22 protein-coding genes are annotated in these 19626 nt (G+C 57.5%); 20 read left to right on the top strand and 2 right to left on the bottom strand.

Annotation, left to right across the window (positions count from 1 at the left end; all coding sequences use genetic code 11):
- The first annotated feature begins 50 nt into the window (after positions 1-50).
- The 10 genes from ccmA to mlaA all read left to right on the top strand — a co-directional run bounded on the left by ccmA (position 51) and on the right by mlaA (position 7928).
- Positions 51-668, top strand: a complete 618-nt coding sequence (ccmA, locus tag NIM72_RS06565) for a cytochrome c biogenesis heme-transporting ATPase CcmA (RefSeq protein ID WP_253419497.1) — start codon at positions 51-53, stop codon at positions 666-668.
- Positions 668-1327: a heme exporter protein CcmB gene (gene ccmB / locus NIM72_RS06560; protein WP_161733448.1), complete on the top strand. Its 660-nt coding sequence runs from the start codon at positions 668-670 to the stop codon at positions 1325-1327. Before ccmA ends, ccmB begins: the two co-directional genes overlap by 1 nt.
- Positions 1328-1394: 67 nt before the next feature.
- Positions 1395-2135: a heme ABC transporter permease gene (locus tag NIM72_RS06555; RefSeq protein ID WP_161733446.1), complete on the top strand. Its 741-nt coding sequence runs from the start codon at positions 1395-1397 to the stop codon at positions 2133-2135.
- Positions 2132-2365, top strand: a complete 234-nt coding sequence (gene ccmD, locus NIM72_RS06550) for a heme exporter protein CcmD (RefSeq protein WP_161733444.1) — start codon at positions 2132-2134, stop codon at positions 2363-2365. Before NIM72_RS06555 ends, ccmD begins: the two co-directional genes overlap by 4 nt.
- Positions 2362-2847 (top strand): cytochrome c maturation protein CcmE, encoded by a 486-nt coding sequence (ccmE, locus tag NIM72_RS06545; RefSeq protein ID WP_161733442.1) that lies wholly within the window; start codon positions 2362-2364, stop codon positions 2845-2847. Before ccmD ends, ccmE begins: the two co-directional genes overlap by 4 nt.
- On the top strand, positions 2844-4802 hold the full coding sequence (locus NIM72_RS06540) for a heme lyase CcmF/NrfE family subunit (RefSeq protein ID WP_161733440.1): 1959 nt from the start codon (positions 2844-2846) through the stop codon (positions 4800-4802). Before ccmE ends, NIM72_RS06540 begins: the two co-directional genes overlap by 4 nt.
- Positions 4799-5356, top strand: a complete 558-nt coding sequence (locus NIM72_RS06535; protein WP_161733438.1) for a DsbE family thiol:disulfide interchange protein — start codon at positions 4799-4801, stop codon at positions 5354-5356. The genes NIM72_RS06540 and NIM72_RS06535 overlap by 4 nt, the downstream gene beginning before the upstream one ends.
- Complete coding sequence (locus NIM72_RS06530) at positions 5353-5805, top strand: cytochrome c-type biogenesis protein (protein ID WP_222925176.1); 453 nt, start codon at positions 5353-5355, stop codon at positions 5803-5805. The genes NIM72_RS06535 and NIM72_RS06530 overlap by 4 nt, the downstream gene beginning before the upstream one ends.
- Positions 5805-7016 (top strand): c-type cytochrome biogenesis protein CcmI, encoded by a 1212-nt coding sequence (gene ccmI, locus NIM72_RS06525; RefSeq protein ID WP_253419494.1) that lies wholly within the window; start codon positions 5805-5807, stop codon positions 7014-7016. Before NIM72_RS06530 ends, ccmI begins: the two co-directional genes overlap by 1 nt.
- A gap of 147 nt (positions 7017-7163) precedes the next feature.
- Positions 7164-7928 (top strand): phospholipid-binding lipoprotein MlaA, encoded by a 765-nt coding sequence (gene mlaA / locus NIM72_RS06520; protein WP_137229673.1) that lies wholly within the window; start codon positions 7164-7166, stop codon positions 7926-7928.
- 135 nt (positions 7929-8063) lie between these two features.
- Here the strand turns inward: mlaA and fadL are convergent, their stop codons facing one another.
- The gene (gene fadL, locus NIM72_RS06515) at positions 8064-9347 is read right to left on the bottom strand and encodes a long-chain fatty acid transporter FadL (protein ID WP_161733434.1); all 1284 of its coding nucleotides are present in this window, start codon (positions 9345-9347) and stop codon (positions 8064-8066) included.
- Positions 9348-9705: 358 nt separating this feature from the next.
- Here fadL and NIM72_RS06510 point away from each other — a divergent pair, with 358 nt between their 5' ends.
- The 4 genes from NIM72_RS06510 to sixA all read left to right on the top strand — a co-directional run bounded on the left by NIM72_RS06510 (position 9706) and on the right by sixA (position 14274).
- Entirely contained in the window at positions 9706-10002 is a 297-nt protein-coding gene (locus NIM72_RS06510) for a YfcZ/YiiS family protein (RefSeq protein ID WP_161733432.1), read from the top strand.
- Positions 10003-10160: 158 nt separating this feature from the next.
- Positions 10161-11471, top strand: coding sequence for an acetyl-CoA C-acyltransferase FadI (gene fadI / locus NIM72_RS06505; protein WP_161733430.1), 1311 nt, complete (start codon positions 10161-10163; stop codon positions 11469-11471).
- The gene (fadJ, locus tag NIM72_RS06500; protein WP_253419491.1) at positions 11471-13567 is read left to right on the top strand and encodes a fatty acid oxidation complex subunit alpha FadJ; all 2097 of its coding nucleotides are present in this window, start codon (positions 11471-11473) and stop codon (positions 13565-13567) included. The genes fadI and fadJ overlap by 1 nt, the downstream gene beginning before the upstream one ends.
- A gap of 224 nt (positions 13568-13791) precedes the next feature.
- The gene (gene sixA, locus NIM72_RS06495) at positions 13792-14274 is read left to right on the top strand and encodes a phosphohistidine phosphatase SixA (RefSeq protein ID WP_013358611.1); all 483 of its coding nucleotides are present in this window, start codon (positions 13792-13794) and stop codon (positions 14272-14274) included.
- 29 nt (positions 14275-14303) lie between these two features.
- Here sixA and smrB read toward each other — a convergent pair whose 3' ends face one another.
- The gene (gene smrB / locus NIM72_RS06490) at positions 14304-14852 is read right to left on the bottom strand and encodes an endonuclease SmrB (protein WP_253419486.1); all 549 of its coding nucleotides are present in this window, start codon (positions 14850-14852) and stop codon (positions 14304-14306) included.
- Positions 14853-15011: 159 nt separating this feature from the next.
- On the opposite strand from smrB, the gene prmB reads away from it, so the two are divergent.
- The 6 genes from prmB to NIM72_RS06460 are packed head-to-tail and all read left to right on the top strand — an operon-like array spanning position 15012 to position 19598.
- Positions 15012-15944, top strand: a complete 933-nt coding sequence (prmB, locus tag NIM72_RS06485; protein WP_033783751.1) for a 50S ribosomal protein L3 N(5)-glutamine methyltransferase — start codon at positions 15012-15014, stop codon at positions 15942-15944.
- A 45-nt stretch (positions 15945-15989) separates the two neighbouring features.
- Positions 15990-17075, top strand: coding sequence for a chorismate synthase (aroC, locus tag NIM72_RS06480; protein WP_161733424.1), 1086 nt, complete (start codon positions 15990-15992; stop codon positions 17073-17075).
- Between the two features lie 4 nt (positions 17076-17079).
- Positions 17080-17904 carry a penicillin-insensitive murein endopeptidase gene (mepA, locus tag NIM72_RS06475; RefSeq protein WP_161733422.1) on the top strand — a complete coding sequence of 275 codons (825 nt, stop codon included), beginning with the start codon at positions 17080-17082 and terminating at the stop codon, positions 17902-17904.
- Between the two features lie 8 nt (positions 17905-17912).
- On the top strand, positions 17913-18716 hold the full coding sequence (locus NIM72_RS06470) for a sulfite exporter TauE/SafE family protein (protein ID WP_253419483.1): 804 nt from the start codon (positions 17913-17915) through the stop codon (positions 18714-18716).
- A gap of 19 nt (positions 18717-18735) precedes the next feature.
- Positions 18736-19281 (top strand): elongation factor P hydroxylase, encoded by a 546-nt coding sequence (locus NIM72_RS06465; protein ID WP_161733418.1) that lies wholly within the window; start codon positions 18736-18738, stop codon positions 19279-19281.
- A 32-nt stretch (positions 19282-19313) separates the two neighbouring features.
- Complete coding sequence (locus NIM72_RS06460; RefSeq protein WP_003854283.1) at positions 19314-19598, top strand: YfcL family protein; 285 nt, start codon at positions 19314-19316, stop codon at positions 19596-19598.
- Positions 19599-19626: the final 28 nt, after the last annotated feature.

Raw genomic sequence — 19626 nt, 5'->3', positions numbered from 1 at the left:
ACATTGTGGTAATATCCCGGCCACTTTTAGCTGGTGCGATTCTCCCCTCGATGTTGGAAATCATTACGCTCACTTGTGCATACGACGAACGCGCGCTGTTCCGGCGGCTCTCTTTTCGTGTCTCTGCTGGTGACATTGTGCAGATTGAAGGCCCCAATGGTGCCGGAAAGACCTCGTTATTGCGCCTGCTGGCGGGTCTTAGCCGTCCGGAAGAGGGTGAAATACGCTGGCAACAGCAGCCAATCCTGCGGCAGCGCGAAGCCTGGCATCAGGCGATGCTTTATCTTGGCCACCATCCCGGTGTCAAAGGCGTGCTCACACCGCTGGAAAATCTGCGCTTTTACCATCCCGGTTGCAATGATGCGCAGATCTTTGCAGCACTCGAAAGTGTCGACCTCACGGGTGACGAAGAGGTGCCGGTCAGCCGGTTGTCGGCGGGCCAGCAGCGTCGGGTAGCGCTGGCGCGGTTGTGGCTCAGCCAGGCCCGCATATGGATTCTCGACGAGCCGCTGACCGCTATCGACAAAGCGGGTGTTAAAAAATTAATGGCGAAATTCGCCCGGCATGCCGATAACGGTGGCGCAGTGATCCTGACAACCCATCAGGATTTGCCCGCGGATGCTGCGCGGGTGCGTAAAATTCGCCTCGGCGACGGGGAGGCAGGCTGATGCTGTTTCGCCTCATCCAGCGTGAATTGTGCATCGCTTTTCGCAGCGGTGCGGATGTGGTTAATCCGCTCTGGTTTTTCCTGATTATTATTACCCTGTTTCCGCTGGGAATCGGACCTGACCCGCAACAGCTGGCGCGCATTGCGCCGGGCGTTGCCTGGGTTGCCGCACTGCTGGCGTCGCTGCTGGCGCTGGAACGGCTGTTTCGCGATGACTTCAGTGATGGCTCGCTGGAGCAATTGATACTGCTCCCCACGCCACTGCCAGTAACGGTTATTGGCAAAGTGGTGGCGCACTGGCTGGTCACCGGTGTGCCGCTGATCATTCTGTCGCCCCTGGCCGCGCTGCTGCTGTCGCTGGATTTTAATGGCTGGAGGGCGATGGCCCTGACGCTGCTGCTCGGCACGCCAACCCTGAGTTTCCTCGGCGCTATTGGCGTGGGTCTGACGGTGGGTTTACGGCGTGGCGGTGTGCTGCTGAGCCTGCTGGTGCTGCCGCTGGCGATTCCTGTCCTGATCTTCGCCAGCGCGGCGATGGAGGCAGCCAGTCAGGGATTGCCGATTGGTGGTTATCTGGCGATTCTCGGCGCGATGCTGCTGGGCAGCGCCACGCTCGCGCCCTTTGCCACGGCAGCGGCGCTACGCATTACTTTGCAGTAACCGGCTTGTATCCACCGCGCGTAAAAGACGCGGCAATACTCTTTTATCGTTAATGTGAGCATCTGATATGTGGAAAGCGTTACATCAGCTGGCCAGGCCTGAACGGCTTTATCAATTTTCGGGGCGACTGGTGCCCTGGTTTGCCGTTGCAGGGCTGGCGTCGTTGCTGCTGGGCTGGGTATGGGGATTCGGATTTGCCCCTGCTGACTATCAGCAGGGCGACAGTTTTCGCATCATGTATATCCATGTACCCGCGGCGATGTGGTCGATGGGCATCTATGCCTCAATGGCTATCGCTGCCTTTACTGGTCTGGTGTGGCAGATGAAAATGGCCGATCTGGTCTCTGCCGCCATGGCTCCGGTGGGCGCGGTTTTTACCTTTATTGCGCTGGTCACCGGGTCCGCCTGGGGCAAGCCGATGTGGGGCACCTGGTGGATCTGGGATGCGCGTCTGACCTCGGAACTGGTGCTGCTGTTCCTCTATATGGGTGTGATTGCGCTTTATCACGCTTTTGATGACCGCCGCACCGCAGGCCGGGCCGCCGGAATTCTGATTCTGGTCGGCGTGGTCAATCTGCCCATCATTCACTTCTCGGTGCAGTGGTGGAATACCCTGCATCAGGGCTCATCAGGCATTCTTCAGCAGGCAATTGCGCCGGTCATGCGCACGCCGCTGCGCTGGGCGATTCTCGGTTATCTGCTGCTGTTTATCACGCTGACGCTGATGCGGCTGCGCAACCTGATCCTGTTAACTGAACGTCATCGTCCCTGGGCGATAGATGTGGCGAAGCAGGGAGAGCAGGCATGACCCCGGCATTTACCTCCTGGTACGCCTTCTTTGCGATGGGGGGCTACGCCTTCTTCGTCTGGCTGGCGGTTATCTGCACGCTGCTTCCGCTTATCGGCCTGACGCTGCATACCCTGTTGCTGCGACGTCGCCTGCTGGCTGAGATTCGCCAGCGCGAGGCGCGGGAACGCCGCATCCGGGCGGCGAAAACGAAAAAAGCCGCGGCTGAAGCGGCAGGAGAGACATTGTGAATATCCGTCGACGCAACCGTCTCTATGCGGCAGTAGCGATCCTGCTCGGCCTCGGCCTGGCCACCGCGCTGGTCATGTATGCGCTACGCTCAAACATCGATCTGTTCTATACCCCGGGTGAAATCCTCTACGGCAAAGGCGAGGCGCACGAGAAGCCGGAAGCGGGTCAGCGGTTGCGCGTCGGTGGCATGGTCATGCCCGGCAGCGTCCGGCGCGATCCCAATACCCTGGCGGTATCGTTCAAACTTTATGATGCGCGCGGTGTGGTCAGCGTCAGTTTTGAAGGCATCCTGCCGGATCTGTTCCGGGAAGGGCAGGGCGTTGTCGCACAGGGCGTGCTGGCGGCGGGCAACCAGGTGATCGCCAAAGAAGTGCTGGCGAAACATGATGAGAAATACACGCCGCCGGAGATTGAAGACGCCATGAAAAGTAATCACATCGGCCCGCAGTCGTTATATCAGGCGGGAAATAAATCCTCATGATGCCTGAAATCGGAACCTTTCTGCTCTGCCTGGCGCTGGGGCTTTCGCTGCTGCTGAGCAGTTATCCGCTGTGGGGCGCGGTGCGCCAGGATGCCCGCCTGATGGCAATGGCGCGTCCGCTGGCCTGCGGCCTGTTTGTCTGCATCGCGGCGGCGTTTGCGCTGCTGGTCTGGGCCTTTATCAGCAACGACTTTACCGTTGCCTATGTCGTCACGAACTCCAACAGTCTGCTGCCGGTCTACTACCGCATCGCCGCCACCTGGGGCGCGCACGAAGGTTCACTGCTGCTGTGGGTGCTGCTGCTCAGCACCTGGACACTGGCGGTGGCGATCTTCAGCCGTGGGATGCCGCAGGATGCGCTTGCGCGCGTGCTGGCGGTCATGGGAATGATTAACCTCGGCTTCCTGCTGTTTATCCTGCTGACCTCCAATCCGTTTAGCCGCACGCTGCCGGACTTTCCAATAGACGGGCATGATCTGAATCCGATGCTGCAGGATATCGGTCTCATTTTCCATCCGCCGCTGCTCTATATGGGCTACGTCGGCTTCTCGGTGGCGTTTGCCTTTGCCATCGCCTCACTGATGGCCGGACGGCTCGATACCGCGTGGGCGCGCTGGTCGCGTCCCTGGACGACGGCGGCCTGGATCTTTCTGACGATTGGTATCGTCCTTGGCTCGGCCTGGGCCTATTACGAACTGGGCTGGGGCGGCTGGTGGTTCTGGGACCCGGTTGAAAATGCCTCATTTATGCCGTGGCTGGCGGGCACGGCCCTGATGCACTCGCTGGCAGTCACCGAAAAGCGCGGCACCTTTAAAGCCTGGACCGTGCTGCTGGCGATTACGGCGTTTTCGCTTAGCCTGCTGGGGACATTCCTGGTACGATCCGGCGTGCTGGTGTCAGTGCATTCTTTTGCCTCCGATCCGGCGCGCGGGATGTTCATCCTTGCGTTTCTGGTGATCGTTATCGGCAGTTCACTGCTGCTCTACGCCATTAAAGGCGGGCAGGTGCGTGGCCGGGTTCAGAATGAAACCTGGTCGCGGGAATCGTTCCTGCTGGGTAATAACGTGCTGCTGATTGCCGCGATGCTGGTGGTGCTGCTTGGCACGCTATTGCCACTGGTGCACAAGCAACTGGGGCTGGGCAGCATTTCGGTCGGTGAACCCTTCTTCAACACGATGTTCAGCTGGCTGATGGCACCGTTTGCTTTGCTGATGGGGATCGGCCCGCTGGTGCGCTGGCGTCGCGATGAACCGCAGAAGCTGGCAAAACGGCTGGCGCTGGCGCTGATTGTCACTCTGGCCTGTTCCATGATCGTTCCCTGGTGGCTGCAGGATCGCATCGAAGCGATGACGGTGGTGGGTCTGCTGATGTCGCTCTGGATTATCGTGCTGACGCTGCTGGAACTGCATGAGCGCGCCACCCATCGTCATCCGTTCTTTGTGGGTTTACGTCACCTGTCACGCAGCCACTGGGGCATGGTGCTGGGCCATCTTGGCGTGGGTGTGACGGTGATTGGCATTGCCTTCAGTACGCAGTACAGCGTGGAACGCGACGTGCGGATGAAAGCGGGTGATAGCGTCGATATTCATCATTATCACTTTGTCTTCCGTGGCGTGCAGAATCTGCAGGGGCCTAACTACAGTGGCGGCATGGGCATTATTGATGTCACACGCAATGGCAAACATGAAGCGACGCTGCAGGCGGAAAAACGCTTTTATACCGCCGCCCGCACCATGATGACCGAAGCGGCGATTGATGGCGGTTTCAGCCGCGACCTTTACGCGGCGCTGGGAGAGGAGCTGGAGGATGGCGGCTGGGCCGTACGCATCTACTACAAACCCTTTGTCCGCTGGATCTGGTTCGGTGGTGCGCTGATGGCGCTGGGTGGGCTGTTCTGCCTGTTTGATCCCCGTTACCGTTCGCGCAAAAAAGCGGGCCCGGAGGCACGGACATGAACAAGAAAATCCTGTTTATTCCCCTGATGCTGTTTCTGCTGCTGGCGGCCGCGCTGCTGTGGCAGCTGACGCGTAATGCCGATGGTGACGATCCGACCCGTCTTGAATCGGCTCTGATTGGCAAACCGGTGCCGCTGTTCCGGCTGGAAGCACTGGATCAGCCGGGCAAAACGTACGATCAGCGCGTGCTGACGGATGGCAAACCGATATTGCTCAACGTCTGGGCGACCTGGTGTCCGACCTGCCGCGCTGAGCATCACTATCTGAATACGCTGGCGGAGCAGGGCATTCGTGTCGTCGGGTTGAACTATAAAGACGATCGTCAGAAGGCGGTTAACTGGCTGAATACGCTGGGCAATCCCTATGCGCTAAGTCTCTACGACGGCAACGGCATGCTGGGGCTGGATCTCGGGGTCTATGGCGCGCCGGAGACCTTCCTGATCGACGGTAAAGGGATCATCCGTTATCGCCACGCGGGCGATCTCAATGCGCGCGTCTGGGAGCAGGAAGTGAAACCCTTGTGGATAAAATACAGTGCGGAGGCGGGATCATGAAAATGCTGTTTCTGCTCTGCGGCCTGCTGTTCAGCATCAACCTGTGGGCAAGCATCGACACGCTGCAATTTGACTCGGAGGCTCAGGAAGAGCAATACCGCGATCTGACCGCGTCACTGCGCTGTCCGAAATGCCAGAATAACAGCATTGCCGACTCGAACGCGATGATTGCCGCCGACATGCGACTGAAAGTCTATCAATTGATGAAGCAGGGCCAGAGTCGCCAGCAGATTATCGACTACATGGTGGCGCGTTACGGCAACTTCGTCAGCTATTCGCCACCGGTCACGCCTTCTACCCTGATTCTGTGGGCGGGTCCCGCGCTGTTTGTGCTACTGGGTGGCGCCGTGATCATTCTGCGCAGTCGTCAGCGCAAAACCCGCAGTGAACTGGATGAAGATGAGCAACAGCGTCTTAATGCGCTACTGAAGTCAGACAGGAAGCCGTAATGAGTGCATTCTGGATTACCCTTTTTTTGTTGCTACTGGCAGCCTGCACGCTGTTTCTGGCGGCAGGCTGGCGGCAACGTCAGGCGAGCGCCGGCGATCGCGATCGCCTTAATCAGCGTTTCTATCATCAGCGTATAGATGAGCTGGCGCAGGATGAAGCGCAGGGCGTCGTTGCTGAGCGTCCGCTAATGGAGCGGGAGCTACAGCAGGCACTCCTGGCGGATATTCCGCCAGCACAGACGCTGCGGTCACACAGCAGCCGCCGCTGGATTCTGCTGCCAGGTTTGATCGTACTGGTTGCGGTTTCGCTGGGGACTTATCTGAAAACCGGCGGACTGGCACAATACACCGGCTGGATGCAGGTGCAGCAGGCGTATCCTGAGCTGCGCGCCCGTCTGATGGACCCCGGCGCAAAATCGCTAAGCATGGAGGAGCTGGCGCGTTTACAGCTCGGATTGCGTACCGCGTTGCAAACCGAACCGGATAATCTGGCCGACTGGACAATGCTGGGACGGCTCGGCATGGTGCTGAATAATGCGGAGATTGCCAGCCAGGCCTTTGAGCATGCACTACAGCTGGCCCCCAACGATCTGGCGCTGAAGCAGGATTATGCAGAGGTGCTGACAAGATCCGCCGATCCGCAGGATAACCGTCAGGCGTCACTGCTGCTGCAATCCTTGCTTAAAGCTGATCCGCAAAACCTGCGGACGCTGAGCCTGCTGGCGTATAACGCTTACGGTCAGCAACAGTATGATCAGGCTATTGATGCATGGCAGACTCTGCTGGGTCTGTTGCCTGCCGGTGATTCGCGACACGCGATGATCGCCCGCAGCATTGAAAAGGCCCGAAGCGACGCCGGGCAGCCGAGTCGTCAGCTGGCGCTGACAGTGACGCTGACCCCAGAGGCAGAAAAAATGTTACCGCAGGACGGAGTGTTGTATATTTCGGTTTCTGACGGGGATTCACCGGTACCGGTGGCGGTTAAGCGTATGCCACTCAGCCACTTCCCGCTGACGCTGACGCTGGATGACAGCAATGCCATGATGCCGAATCGCCTGCTTTCGGCGCAGCATCAGGTTGAGGTTCGGGTGCGGATTTCCCGCGATGGCAGCGCCAATCCGCAGCCAGGCGACTGGCTGGGTCTGAGCGCGGTGACGCCCTGGGATGGGCATCAGCCGATCGCGGTGGAGATCAATAAGCAGCTACCCTGAACGTCAAAATGATAACGTTAGAAATGATGCGTGCCATTGCCTGCTGCCTCTGGCACAAAGTCAGCTATGCTCATCGGATAAGCCGATACGACAGGGCTGTGACCTGAACGATGGGCTGACCTTTTTCATCCGCACAGGGAGATTGGAATGAATTATCGCCTGACCAGCCTGGCTGTCGCCAGCGTCCTTCTGGTGGGTTGTGCCAGTTCAAAGCCGGCGAATAGCGATCCTGCGCAGCGCAGCGATCCATTTGAAGGCTTTAACCGCACGATGTTTAACTTTAACTACAACGTGCTGGATCCGTACGTGCTTCGTCCGGTCGCTGTGGCCTGGCGTGATTATGTGCCGGTCCCGGCACGTACCGGGCTGAGCAATTTCCTCGGCAACCTGGAAGAGCCAGCCAGTATGGTCAACGCCATTCTGGTCGGTAACGGACGTGATGCGGGTATTCACTTTACCCGTTTCTTCCTGAACAGCGTGCTGGGACTGGGCGGTTTCATTGACGTTGCCGGCAAGGCGAACCCGGAACTGGCGCGTGAAGAGCCGCACCGTTTCGGTACCACGCTCGGTCACTATGGCGTCGGCTACGGGCCTTATGTTGAGCTGCCTGCTTACGGCAGCTTCACGGTGCGTCAGGATGGCGGCGACTACGTTGATACGCTTTATCCGATCCTCGGCTGGCTGACCTGGCCAATGTCGATTGGTAAATGGACGCTTGAAGGGATTGAGACCCGCGCGCAGCTGCTGGACTCTGATGCAATCCTGAAACAGCAGAGCGATCCGTACGCCTTTATCCGTAACGCGTACTTCCAGCGTCACGACTTCCTGGCACGTGGCGGCAAGCTCAAGCCGGAAGATAATCCTAACGCAGCCGCGATTCAGGATGACCTGAAGGATATTGACGCCGAGTAATCGCCCACGCTGAGCAGCCAGGGATGGCGGTTTTGCGTCTTTGTGCAAGGCGTATGCTCCCTGAGCCATTAAGCGATCCACGTCCACAAAAAAGGGCGACTCACCAGAGTCGCCCTTTATGATCTTACCATCCAGTCAGAACTTGTAATTAAAGTTCGCACCGTAGAGCCAGGCCTTACCTTCAGAGGTAAAGGTATAAGGCCCTTCTTTCACCGTCACTTTCTGCCCGTGCATATAAGAGATGCCTAAATCAACCGAGGCATCATCGTTAAAGGCATAAGACGTACCCGCACTCAGCCATAAACGATCCTGGTCCGGAATAGAGATAGAGCGCTTATCGGCCGGAACCGGGCTGTCATCAAACGCAATACCGGTGCGGAACGTCCAGTTCTTGTCGTAGGAATAGGTTGTGCCCAGTGCAATGCGGTAGGCATCGTGGAAGCTTTCATCTTTATAGAACAGCGTCTGGCCGTTAGAACCGGTGGCTTTCAGCTCCTGGAACTGGCTCCAGCTGGTGTACGCCATGCTGTAGTGAACCGCCCACTGCGGTGCCACTTTATGCCAGCCCGATACTTCCCACATCTCTGGCAGATTCAGGGTTAACGCGCCAGGAACGGTGGTACCATTGGTGCCAAACGGCACACCTGATACTTCCGGATTATTCACTGCATTCAGTCGGGAAGAGAGGCTGCTTTTGTAATCGCCATCGAAGTCGACTTTCACTTCTGAACGATAGGTAAAGCCGAAGCGGTTATTCTCATCCACTTCATACAGGACACCGGCGTTCCAGCCATATCCCCACTCATCGCCTTTCAGATGGGCAACCTGCGTATCAGCCGGAACGCCCAGTCTTGCGCCTGACTCACCGGCATAGCGTTCAATTTTGGCTTTGGCATAAACCGCATCAAAACCGACGCCAAAACTAAAATGTTCATTTAAACGGTACGCGGTGCTGAGATTAAAATTGCCGGTCACCAGATCGGTTTTACCGCCGTAACCCCCCGCGGTGTAGCCATTATTAAACTCTGTTGCTAAGCCATAGTTAGAGGTTGCAGACGCGCCGATCCACCACTGATCGTTGATGGGCTGGACATAATGAATATTGGGAACCCACTGATTCGGGGCAATATTATTAGCATCCAGGCTGCGTCCGCTGGGACTGCGACCACTAATATTGACATCTGGCGCAATATAGACCGCACCGAGTGAAAATTCCGGACGATCCATTAATGCCATCGTCGCCGGGTTACGGCTGGCTGATGCCGCCGTATCGCCCATTGCCCCTTCGCCTGAATATGCGCGACCTAAACCAATCGTAGAAAACTCATTTAACTGAAACCCAGCTGCGTAAACGTGTGAAGAGACAAGCGCCACTGCAGCCGCCACGGCTGACTTTGCAAACAGGTTTTTATGGTTCATGACCACAACCTCATGTGAATTATTATTTAACGCTATAACGTCGCGTAACAAAGGACGGCGGATTGTAGGGACTGATGTAAAACGCACATATCAGACCAGTGCGGAGAGTATAGGTCCGACCTGTGTGCATGTTGCAATATTGTTTTTAAAATATTTCAGGTTTGATCGTTTAAAATTCGATCTGCATAACAAAACAGCCCTGATTCTGCACAGCATACCGATTCCAGTTTGTTCTGGATCAATTTTTATTGTGATATTCGTCACTTAGCGCCATGTACATGGCGCATCTTTACGCGAGCAGGTAAAATTTCGGCCATAAAATCGCTCAACCCACCAGATCGCTGGTCAGGAGAATGAAATGACTGATGCCATTAAAAAATGCAGTGCGACCGAAACAGCAGCCTGTTGTTGTGTTGATGTGGGCACGGTAATGGATAATACCGATTGCACCGCCAGCTGGTCGGAGTGGTTTGCTCAGCGTGCCGATGCGGAAGCTAAATTAGCGCTCCTCACCGAACGTGCACGTGAAGTTGAATCGGAACCCTGTGTGATTGAATCACGCTTCAGTGAGGTGAATCAGGGTGTGCAGCTGGATATCGATTTTACTTTCAGCTGCCAGGCTGAAACGATGATTTTTCAGCTCGGTTTGCGTTAAGTCTCATAACGCCGCATTAATGCGGCGTTTTTCATTTTCGTGTTTCTCTTCGCACTTTTTCCTTTCCGGTATTGGCGGCTCACCCGCTTGTGGTTAACACTGATCAGGTCAGACCTCTTCAGGCAATGATGCCACAGTCCCAGCCACAGGTGAGAACAATGAGCAAAGCGCAGCCGCTGCTGACGCGTGATGGTGAACGCATCGCAATAACCCACGGGTTACGCACCCCTTTTTTGCGCCAGGCGACCGGCTTCCATGGCATTCCCGCCATTGAGCTGGGACGGATGGTGGTCAGCGAATTAATGGCGCGCAGTGAACTGCCGGCTGAGGTGATCGAGCAACTGGTCTTTGGTCAGGTGGTGCAGATGCCGGAAGCGCCGAACATTGCGCGTGAAATTGTATTAAGCAGCGGGCTGAGTGTGCATACCGATGCCTACAGCGTCAGCCGTGCCTGCGCCACCAGCTTTCAGGCGGTAGCGAATGTGGCAGAAAGTCTGCTGGCGGGCACCATCTCTGCCGGTATTGCCGGTGGCGCAGACTCTTCGTCGGTGTTGCCGATTGGGGTCAGTAAAACGCTGGCCCGCGCGCTGGTGGATCTCAATAAAGCCCGCAGCTTCGGTCAAAAACTGCACATCCTGCGGCGTCTGCGTCCGCGTGATCTGCTGCCGGTCCCGCCTGCAGTGGCGGAGTATTCGACCGGCCTGCGTATGGGCGACACTGCGGAGCAGATGGCTAAGCGTCACGGCATCACTCGCGAAGCACAGGATGCGCTGGCGCTGCGATCCCATCAGCATGCCGCCAGGGCCTGGCAATCCGGGGTACTGAATCAGGAAGTGATGGCAGCCTTTGTGCCGCCGTGGAAAACCGCTATTGACCAGGACAATAACGTCCGTATGAATGCCAGAGCAGAGGATTACGCCCGGCTGCGTCCGGCGTTTGATCGTCAGCACGGCAGCGTCACGGCGGCCAACAGCACGCCTCTCACCGACGGCGCGGCCGCCGTGATTCTGATGCGCGAAGGCCGCGCCCGTGAACTGGGTGTCACGCCGCTGGGCTATCTGCGCAGCTACGCGTTTACCGCGATTGGTGTACAGCAGGATATGCTGCTGGGTCCGGCGTACTCCTCACCACTGGCACTGGATCGCGCCGGAATCACGCTGGCCGATCTGACGCTAATTGATATGCATGAAGCGTTCGCGGCCCAGACCCTGAGCAATCTGCAACTTTTTCGCGACGAGCGCTTTGCCCGCGAGGTGCTGAACCGTGCTCATGCGCTGGGCGAAGTGAATGAAGAGCGCTTTAACGTGCTGGGCGGTTCAATCGCTTATGGTCATCCTTTTGCCGCCACGGGCGCGCGCATGATCACCCAGACGCTGAATGAATTACGCCGTCGCGGTGGCGGGTTAGGACTGGTCACGGCGTGTGCGGCGGGCGGTCTGGGTGCGGCAATGGTTCTGGAGGCCGAATAATGGATCAGAATGCGTTTCACCTGAAGATGCGACTTGATCATGTTGGCATCATTACAATCGATGTCCCTGGCGAGAAGATGAACACCCTGAAAGCAGAATTTGCCGGGCAGATCACCGCCATCATTGCAGAGGCGCGACGCGATCCGCAGCTGGCAGGCCTGGTACTGATTTCGGGCAAAGCGGACAATTTTATCGCTGGCGCGGACATCAGCATGATCGATCGCTGTCAGAGCGCACAGGAAGCCGAAGCGCTGGCAAAACAGGGTCAGGAAGTGATGGCTGCGCTTGATGCGCTGCCATTCCCGGTAGTAGCCGCAATCCATGGTGCCTGCCTGGGCGGCGGGCTGGAGCTGGCGCTGGCCTGCGATGCGCGTATCTGCTCGCTGGATGAGAAAACCCGCCTGGGTTTGCCGGAGGTGCAACTCGGCTTACTGCCCGGCTCCGGAGGTACCCAGCGACTGCCTCGGTTAATTGGCGTGCAGCAGGCGCTGCCGCTGATTCTGACCGGCAAGTCGTTGCGGGCGAAACAGGCCCGTAAGCTGGGGGTGGTTGATGATGCGGTGCCGCAGGCGATTCTGCTGGAGACGGCTATCGCGCGGGTGAAAAAGGGCAAGGTCAGTGGACGCACGCTGCCGCTGCGCGACCGTCTGCTGCACGGGCCGGTTGGCCGTCAGGCACTATTTACACTCGCAACCCGCCAGACTGCAGCCAAAACCCAGGGTAACTATCCGGCGGCAAACCGCATTATTGAGGTGGTGCGCATCGGGCTGGAGAGGGGCAGCCGGGCCGGACATGATGCTGAAGCGCGTGCCTTCGGTGAGCTGGCAATGACGCCGGAATCTGCGGCGCTGCGCGGACTCTTTTTCGCGACCACGGCCATGAAGAAGGAGCGGGGCGGTGAGGCGGAACCCGCTGCGGTGAAGGGTGTCGCGATTCTCGGCGGCGGTCTCATGGGCGGTGGCATCGCCAGCGTCACCGCAATCAACGCCGGATTACCGGTACGCATCAAAGATATCAGCCTGGAAGGCGTTAACCATGCGCTGAAAACCAGCTGGGATCTGCTGAGCAAAAAGGTCAAACGACGCCAGCTTACTCCGGCACAGCGTCAGCAGCAGATGGCTCGTATCACGGGCGGCATCGATTACCAGGGGTTCTCGCAGCGCGATGTGGTGATCGAAGCCGTGTTCGAAGATTTAGCACTCAAGCAGCAGATGGTCAGCGAAGTGGAAGCCCACTGTCAGCCGCATACGCTGTTTGCTTCTAACACCTCGTCGCTGCCGATTGAAGAGATTGCCGCCAAAGCACAGCGTCCGGAAAACGTCATCGGCCTGCACTACTTCAGCCCGGTCGATAAAATGCCGCTGGTGGAAGTGATTCCCCATCTGAACACCTCCACCGCAACGGTAGTGACCATTGTGGCGCTGGCGCGCAGCCAGGGCAAAACGCCGATAGTGGTAGCGGACAAGCCGGGTTTCTATGTTAATCGCATCCTGACGCCCTATATAAATGAAGCGATGCGTTGCCTGCTGGAGGGCGAGCCGATTGACCATATCGATCGGGCGCTGGTGAAGGCTGGTTTTCCGGTCGGTCCGATTCAGCTGCTCGATGAGGTTGGCATCGACGTCGGCAGCAAAATCAGTCCCATCCTGCATCAGGCTTATGGTGAACGCTTTGCCGCACCCGCTGCTTTTGACGCGGTGCTCAAAGATGGCCGCAAGGGACGTAAAAACAGCAAAGGCTTTTATCGTTATGACCAGCCGCGCTGGCAGCGTAAAAAGCCGGACACCTCGCTGTATACGTTGCTGAAAGTCACGCCGCAGGCAAGACAGAGTGAAGCGCAGATTGCAGAACGCTGCATGATGATGATGCTGAATGAGGCGGCCCGCTGCCTTGATGAGCAGGTCATTCGCTGTGCCCGCGATGGCGATATCGGTGCTGTGTTTGGTATCGGCTTTCCGCCTTTCCTGGGGGGGCCGTTCCACTACATGGACAAACTGGGTGCGGCGGAGGTGGTCAACCGCTTAACCCGCCTTACGCAGCAGCATGGCGATCGATTTACGCCCTGCGAAGCGCTGGTTGAGGCGGCCAGAGAATAGACGAAATTTTACATTTCTGCTGTAAATGGAATAACCAATCCGATTCAGCGGGTTAGGAAAGCGCCGCCAGAGTGTGCGGCGCAGCATGATTCTGAGAAGCGCTTATTTAATAAACAACCGGTTGACTATACTGAAGCCATTAGGGTAAAACACAGCGTTCATTCGCAGAGTGAAGAGTCAGGCGCCAGGCGTCGGGCGATGTCGACAAACAACAGCGGTGCTTTATGCAAGTTTTTATCATGCGTCACGGCGATGCGGCTCTGGAAGCAGCCAGTGATTCAGTCAGGCCTTTAACCTTATGTGGCTGCAATGAATCACGCCAGATGGCCAACTGGCTCAACAGCCAGACGCCAGACATTGAGCGTGTCCTGGTGAGTCCCTATTTACGCGCGCAGCAAACCCTCGCGACCGTGCGTGAAGCTTTTCCCCTGCCGGAAAACCAGGATGTTCTGCCGGAGTTAACGCCGGGCGGCGATCCGGAAATGGTCGGGTGCTATCTGCAGACCCTGGCAAACGAAGGTGTGAAATCGGCGCTGGTGATCTCTCATTTACCATTGGTGGGATATTTAGTCTCTGAACTGTGCCCGCAGGAAGCCCCCCCCATGTTTGCCACTTCCGCTATTGCCTGCGTGGAATTCGATCCCGCGCAGCATGCCGGTAAACTACTGTGGCAGGTCAGTCCCAAAAAGTTGGCGAAAGCGATCTGACGTCTTTGAGCCGATCCTCCCGGCCCCTATCAGGGCAACTCAGGCGGTTGCCACTCCTCAATCTCAATTAAAACCAGCAGCGCAGCGTCACCGCCAAACAGCTTCGGCGCCTGGTGAAAAGCCATCACCCACGGATGCTGGGCCAGCCACAGCGGCGTCTGCTGCTTCAGAATATGCTTTCCATGACCGGTCATAACGCTGGCGCAGAACAGATGTTCACGGCGGCAGGCGGCGATCAGTGCGCCCAGTTCCTGCTTGGCCTGCTGCTGCGTTAAGCCATGCAGATCGAGGAAAATCTCCGGCGTATAGTCGCCACGACGCAGTTTTTTCAGCTCAAAGTGGCTGACATCGGCACGCACGTAGCGGGTGGCTCCTTCGGTGGAGAGCAGCGGCTGGAACTCATCCGAAAAGTAATGGCTGTTGTCCGCCTGCTCTGAAAGCAGTCGTTTTACCGGCAATACGCGGGTTTTAACCGGTAATTTATGCACGAAAGTATCTTGTTTCAACTGACGCGTGCCAGTCATTAACTGTAGAAACAGCGCCTGGTCATCCGGGCTTAAGGGTGTTTTTTTACTCATGACGGGTCAGTTATCTAAGAAAAGTCTGCTACACAGCATAGGCGATACCTTACCGATTAATGTCATTAAATGTCAGCTTTTTCACCTTGCTGCGCTGAATTCTCCCCGGCTTCATGGCACACTACTGGCCGATTTAGCAAAAGGCCTGCGGAGGGCTACGTGGACAAAATTTTCGTCGATGAGGCAGTGAACGAACTGCACACTATCCAGGACATGCTGCGCTGGGCGGTAAGCCGCTTTTCCGCTGCCGGAATCTGGTACGGGCATGGCACAGACAATCCCTGGGACGAAGCCGTTCAACTGGTCCTGCCGTCACTCTGGCTGCCGCTGGATATTCCTGAAGATATGCGCAGTGCGCGTCTCACCGCGAGCGAACGTCTTCTGATCGTTGAGCGCGTTATCCGTCGCGTTAACGAACGCATTCCGGTTGCCTATCTCACCAATAAAGCGTGGTTCTGCGGGCACGAATTCTTTGTCGATGAGCGCGTGCTGGTGCCGCGTTCACCGATTGGCGAACTGATTGAAAACCGCTTTGCCGGTCTGGTGAGCACACCGCCGCGTCATATTCTGGATATGTGTACCGGCAGCGGCTGTATCGCGATTGCCTGTGCCTATGCTTTCCCGGAAGCCGAAGTGGATGCCGTGGATATCTCCACCGGTGCGCTGGCGGTAGCCGAACAGAACATTGAAGAACATGGACTCATCCACCAGGTGACGCCGATTCGTGCTGACCTGTTCCGCGAACTGCCACAGCTGAAATATGATTTGATCGTCACCAATCCGCCGTACGTTGATGCGGAAGATATGGACGATCTGCCGAACGAATATCGCCACGAACCAGAGCTTGGCCTGGCAGCAGGTAGCGATGGCCTGAAGCTGGTGCGCCGTATTCTGGCCTGCGCGCCCGACTATCTTAGCGAGCAGGGCGTACTGGTCTGCGAAGTGGGCAACAGCATGGTGCACATGATCGAGCAGTATCCCGACGTGCCCTTTACCTGGCTGGAATTCGACAACGGCGGTGATGGCGTCTTCACGCTGACGCGCCAGCAGATTGTCGACGCACAACACCATTTCTCTTTTTATAAAGACTAAAAGTGGGGCGAAGCCTCGCCCGCCGAACTCTGACAAGGAAACAGCATGGCCGGAAACAGCATCGGGCAATTTTTTCGAGTAACGACCTTTGGCGAGTCCCACGGTCTGGCACTGGGCTGTATCGTTGACGGCGTGCCGCCAGGCATCCCGCTGACCGAAGCCGATATTCAGCATGACCTCGATCGCCGCCGTCCTGGCACTTCGCGCTATACCACGCAGCGCCGCGAGCCGGATCAGGTGAAAATTTTGTCCGGTGTCTTTGAGGGTGTGACCACCGGCACCTCGATCGGCCTGCTGATTGAGAACACCGATCAGCGCTCGCAGGATTACGGTGCCATCAAAGATCTCTTCCGTCCGGGCCATGCTGATTACACCTACGAGCAGAAGTATGGTCAGCGCGACTATCGTGGTGGCGGCCGCTCATCGGCGCGTGAAACCGCGATGCGCGTGGCGGCCGGGGCGATTGCCAAGAAATATCTGCAGATGAAACACGGTGTCGTGGTACGTGGCTATCTGTCACAGATTGGTGATGTCGCCTGTGAGCTGAAAGACTGGAGCATCGTGGAGCAGAACCCGTTCTTCTGTCCGGATGCCGATAAGCTCGAGGCGCTGGATGAACTGATGCGCGGCCTGAAAAAAGAGGGCGACTCCATCGGTGCTAAAGTTACAGTGATGGCAGATAACGTGCCGCCAGGCCTGGGCGAGCCGGTCTTTGACCGACTGGACGCCGATCTGGCGCACGCGCTGATGAGTATCAATGCGGTGAAAGGCGTCGAAATTGGCGACGGCTTTGCGGTGGTTAACCAGCGCGGCAGTCAGCATCGTGATGAGATCCGCCACGACGGTTTTCAGAGCAATCACGCCGGCGGCATTCTGGGTGGTATCAGCAGCGGCCAGACCATCAGCGCCAATCTGGCGATGAAACCGACCTCCAGCATCACCGTGCCAGGTAAAACCATTACCCGCAACGGCGAAGAGGTGGAGATGATCACCAAAGGCCGTCACGATCCCTGCGTCGGGATCCGCGCTGTGCCGATCGCCGAGGCGATGATGGCGATCGTCCTGATGGATCATCTGCTGCGCCAGCGGGCGCAGAATGGTGACGTCAACAGCTCTGTACCGCGCTGGTGATGGCATGAAGGCGCTCCTGCTTACTCTTAATGCGCTGCTGATCAGCGCCTCCAGCCTGGCCGCAACGCCGTGGCAACAGATTCAGCAGCCGATCAGCGGCGCACCGCAGTCAATTGGTGGCTTTGCCAACGGCTGTATCGTCGGCGCGCAGGCACTGCCGCTCAATTCACCGCACTATCAGGTGATGCGTCAGGATCAGCGGCGCTATTTTGGCCATCCCGATCTGATTCAGTTTATTCAGCGGCTCAGCACCCAGGTGCATAACCTGCAACTGGGCAACGTGCTGATTGGCGACATGGGCATGGCGGCTGGCGGGCGCTTCAGCAGCGGTCACGCCAGTCACCAGACCGGCCTGGATGTGGATATCTGGCTGCAACTGCCAAAAACACGCTGGAGCGCGCAGCAACTGCTGAAGCCGCAGCCGCTGGATCTGGTTGGGCCGGGCGATAAGAATGTCATTGCGCGCCACTGGCAGCCGGAAATCGACAGCCTGATTAAACTGGCCGCAAAAGACGATGATGTTACACGGATCTTCGTCAATCCGGCGATTAAAAAGCAGCTTTGTGCGGATGCAGGTAACGATCGCGACTGGCTGAGAAAAGTGCGCCCGTGGTTCGCGCATCGTGCTCATATGCATGTGCGACTGCGCTGCCCTGCGGGCAGTATCGGCTGTGAAGATCAGCCCGCACCGCCTCCGGGCGATGGCTGTGGCGCAGAGCTGCAGAGCTGGTTCCTGCCGAAACAGCCGGGTTCTGGCGCGCCCGTGAAACGTGAGCCGCCGCCGTTACCGCCTGCCTGTCAGGCCCTGCTGGATAAACATTTACTTTAAGGGATTCCATGGAGTGGTTTGTTGTCAGCCCGCTGCTGGTCGGGCTGCTGTTTTTAATCGCCATGCTCGCCGGTTTCATTGACTCTATCGCCGGTGGCGGGGGGTTACTGACGGTGCCTTCACTGCTGGCGGCGGGCCTCTCTCCGGCGCAGGCGCTGGCGACCAATAAACTGCAATCGGTCGGCGGCTCGTTCTCCGCCAGTCTCTATTTTGTCCGGCGTGGAGCGGTCAATCTGAATGAGCAGTGGCTGAACATCGCCATGACGCTGTTGGGATCCATTCTGGGCGCGATACTGATTCAGCGACTGCAGGCTGATTTTCTGCGTCAGATGCTGCCGCTGTTTTTGATCGCGATTGGCCTGTGGTTCCTGCTGATGCCAAAGCTCGGTGAAGTGGATCAGGCACGCCGCCTGCATGGTCTGCCTTATGCGCTGGTGGGCGGCGGGGCAGTGGGCTTCTACGACGGATTTTTCGGGCCAGGCGCAGGCTCGTTTTATGCGCTGGCTTTCGTTACCCTCTGCGGCTACAACCTGGCCAAAGCGACCGCCCATGCCAAGGTGCTGAATTTCACCTCAAACATGGGCAGCCTGCTGTTCTTTATGTTCGGCGGCAAAGTGGTGTGGGGAACCGGTCTGATCATGATGCTCGGTGCCTTCTGCGGCGCGCGTCTGGGCGCACGACTGGTGCTGAGCCGCGGACAGAAACTGATCCGCCCGATGGTGGTGATTGTCTCTGCCGTCATGAGCATTAAATTACTGTGGGACAGCCACGGCAGCGATGTTCTGGCCTGGCTTACCACGCTGCATTCGTAACCTGAAACGCGATACCGTCATGAACCCGACCCATCATTATGAACAGCTGATCACGCTGTTTGATCGCTGCTTCAGCGATGAATTTCAGACCCGTCTAATTAAAGGCGACGATGAACCGATCTATCTTCCTGCTGATACGGAGTCGCCGTGGAACCGTGTGGTGTTTGCCCACGGCTTTTACGCCAGTGCCCTGCATGAGATCTCTCACTGGTGCATTGCCGGTGAAGCACGCCGCAAACTGGTCGATTTTGGCTACTGGTACTGCCCGGATGGCCGCGACGCGCTGACCCAGAGTCAGTTTGAAGCGGTTGAAGTGAAGCCGCAGGCGCTGGAGTGGATGTTTTGTATGGCGGCAGGCTTTCCCTTCAACGTGAGTTGTGACAATCTCGACGGAGATTGTGAGCCGGATCGCATTGCGTTCCAGCGTAAAGTGCATGCTCAGGTCATGAGCTATCTGACGTCGGGCATTCCCGACCGTCCCGCGCGTTTTATTACCGCTCTGGCGAAATTTTATGGCAGGCCTTCGCTCACCGCGTCGCAGTTTCCCTGGCCGGACGATCTGTGATGCAGGAAGGTATTATTAATAGAGGAATTGAGATGATCGCAGAATTTGAAGCGCGTATTCTGGCCCTGATTGACGACATGGTCGAGCATGCCAGCGATGATGAGCTGTTCGCCAGCGGTTATCTGCGCGGGCATCTGACACTGGCTGTGGCCGAAGTGGAGCAACTGGGCGAACATACGCCAGAAGCGCTGCAGATTCAGGTCTCCCGCAGTCTGCAAAATGCTATCGCTGCCGGAGAACTCTCACCGCGCGACCAGGCATTAGTGGTCGGAATGTGGGACAACCTGTTTGTTCAGGCACGCCAGCTCTCCGCATAACGTTGCAGGGCGGCGTGCCGCCCTCAGC

It is taken from the genome of Pantoea sp. B550 (assembly GCF_024158165.1).
Taxonomy (GTDB): domain Bacteria; phylum Pseudomonadota; class Gammaproteobacteria; order Enterobacterales; family Enterobacteriaceae; genus Pantoea; species Pantoea alfalfae.
The sequence above is the reverse complement of the archived record's forward strand: the minus strand, read 5'-3'. Positions and strand labels throughout refer to the sequence as shown.

Bases quoted from the DNA above. Each gene is read 5' to 3' on its own strand.
- fadL (WP_161733434.1), bottom strand. From the start codon at position 9,347: ATGAACCATAAAAACCTGTTTGCAAAGTCAGCCGTGGCGGCTGCAGTG.
- ccmI (WP_253419494.1), top strand. From the start codon at position 5,805: ATGAGTGCATTCTGGATTACCCTTTTTTTGTTGCTACTGGCAGCCTGC.
- ccmB (WP_161733448.1), top strand. From the start codon at position 668: ATGCTGTTTCGCCTCATCCAGCGTGAATTGTGCATCGCTTTTCGCAGC.
- ccmD (WP_161733444.1), top strand. From the start codon at position 2,132: ATGACCCCGGCATTTACCTCCTGGTACGCCTTCTTTGCGATGGGGGGC.
- aroC (WP_161733424.1), top strand. From the start codon at position 15,990: ATGGCCGGAAACAGCATCGGGCAATTTTTTCGAGTAACGACCTTTGGC.
- NIM72_RS06465 (WP_161733418.1), top strand. From the start codon at position 18,736: ATGAACCCGACCCATCATTATGAACAGCTGATCACGCTGTTTGATCGC.
- mlaA (WP_137229673.1), top strand. From the start codon at position 7,164: ATGAATTATCGCCTGACCAGCCTGGCTGTCGCCAGCGTCCTTCTGGTG.
- NIM72_RS06470 (WP_253419483.1), top strand. From the start codon at position 17,913: ATGGAGTGGTTTGTTGTCAGCCCGCTGCTGGTCGGGCTGCTGTTTTTA.
- NIM72_RS06510 (WP_161733432.1), top strand. From the start codon at position 9,706: ATGACTGATGCCATTAAAAAATGCAGTGCGACCGAAACAGCAGCCTGT.
- fadI (WP_161733430.1), top strand. From the start codon at position 10,161: ATGAGCAAAGCGCAGCCGCTGCTGACGCGTGATGGTGAACGCATCGCA.
- NIM72_RS06460 (WP_003854283.1), top strand. From the start codon at position 19,314: ATGATCGCAGAATTTGAAGCGCGTATTCTGGCCCTGATTGACGACATG.
- mepA (WP_161733422.1), top strand. From the start codon at position 17,080: ATGAAGGCGCTCCTGCTTACTCTTAATGCGCTGCTGATCAGCGCCTCC.
- NIM72_RS06535 (WP_161733438.1), top strand. From the start codon at position 4,799: ATGAACAAGAAAATCCTGTTTATTCCCCTGATGCTGTTTCTGCTGCTG.
- ccmA (WP_253419497.1), top strand. From the start codon at position 51: ATGTTGGAAATCATTACGCTCACTTGTGCATACGACGAACGCGCGCTG.
- smrB (WP_253419486.1), bottom strand. From the start codon at position 14,852: ATGAGTAAAAAAACACCCTTAAGCCCGGATGACCAGGCGCTGTTTCTA.
- NIM72_RS06530 (WP_222925176.1), top strand. From the start codon at position 5,353: ATGAAAATGCTGTTTCTGCTCTGCGGCCTGCTGTTCAGCATCAACCTG.
- fadJ (WP_253419491.1), top strand. From the start codon at position 11,471: ATGGATCAGAATGCGTTTCACCTGAAGATGCGACTTGATCATGTTGGC.
- NIM72_RS06555 (WP_161733446.1), top strand. From the start codon at position 1,395: ATGTGGAAAGCGTTACATCAGCTGGCCAGGCCTGAACGGCTTTATCAA.
- NIM72_RS06540 (WP_161733440.1), top strand. From the start codon at position 2,844: ATGATGCCTGAAATCGGAACCTTTCTGCTCTGCCTGGCGCTGGGGCTT.
- sixA (WP_013358611.1), top strand. From the start codon at position 13,792: ATGCAAGTTTTTATCATGCGTCACGGCGATGCGGCTCTGGAAGCAGCC.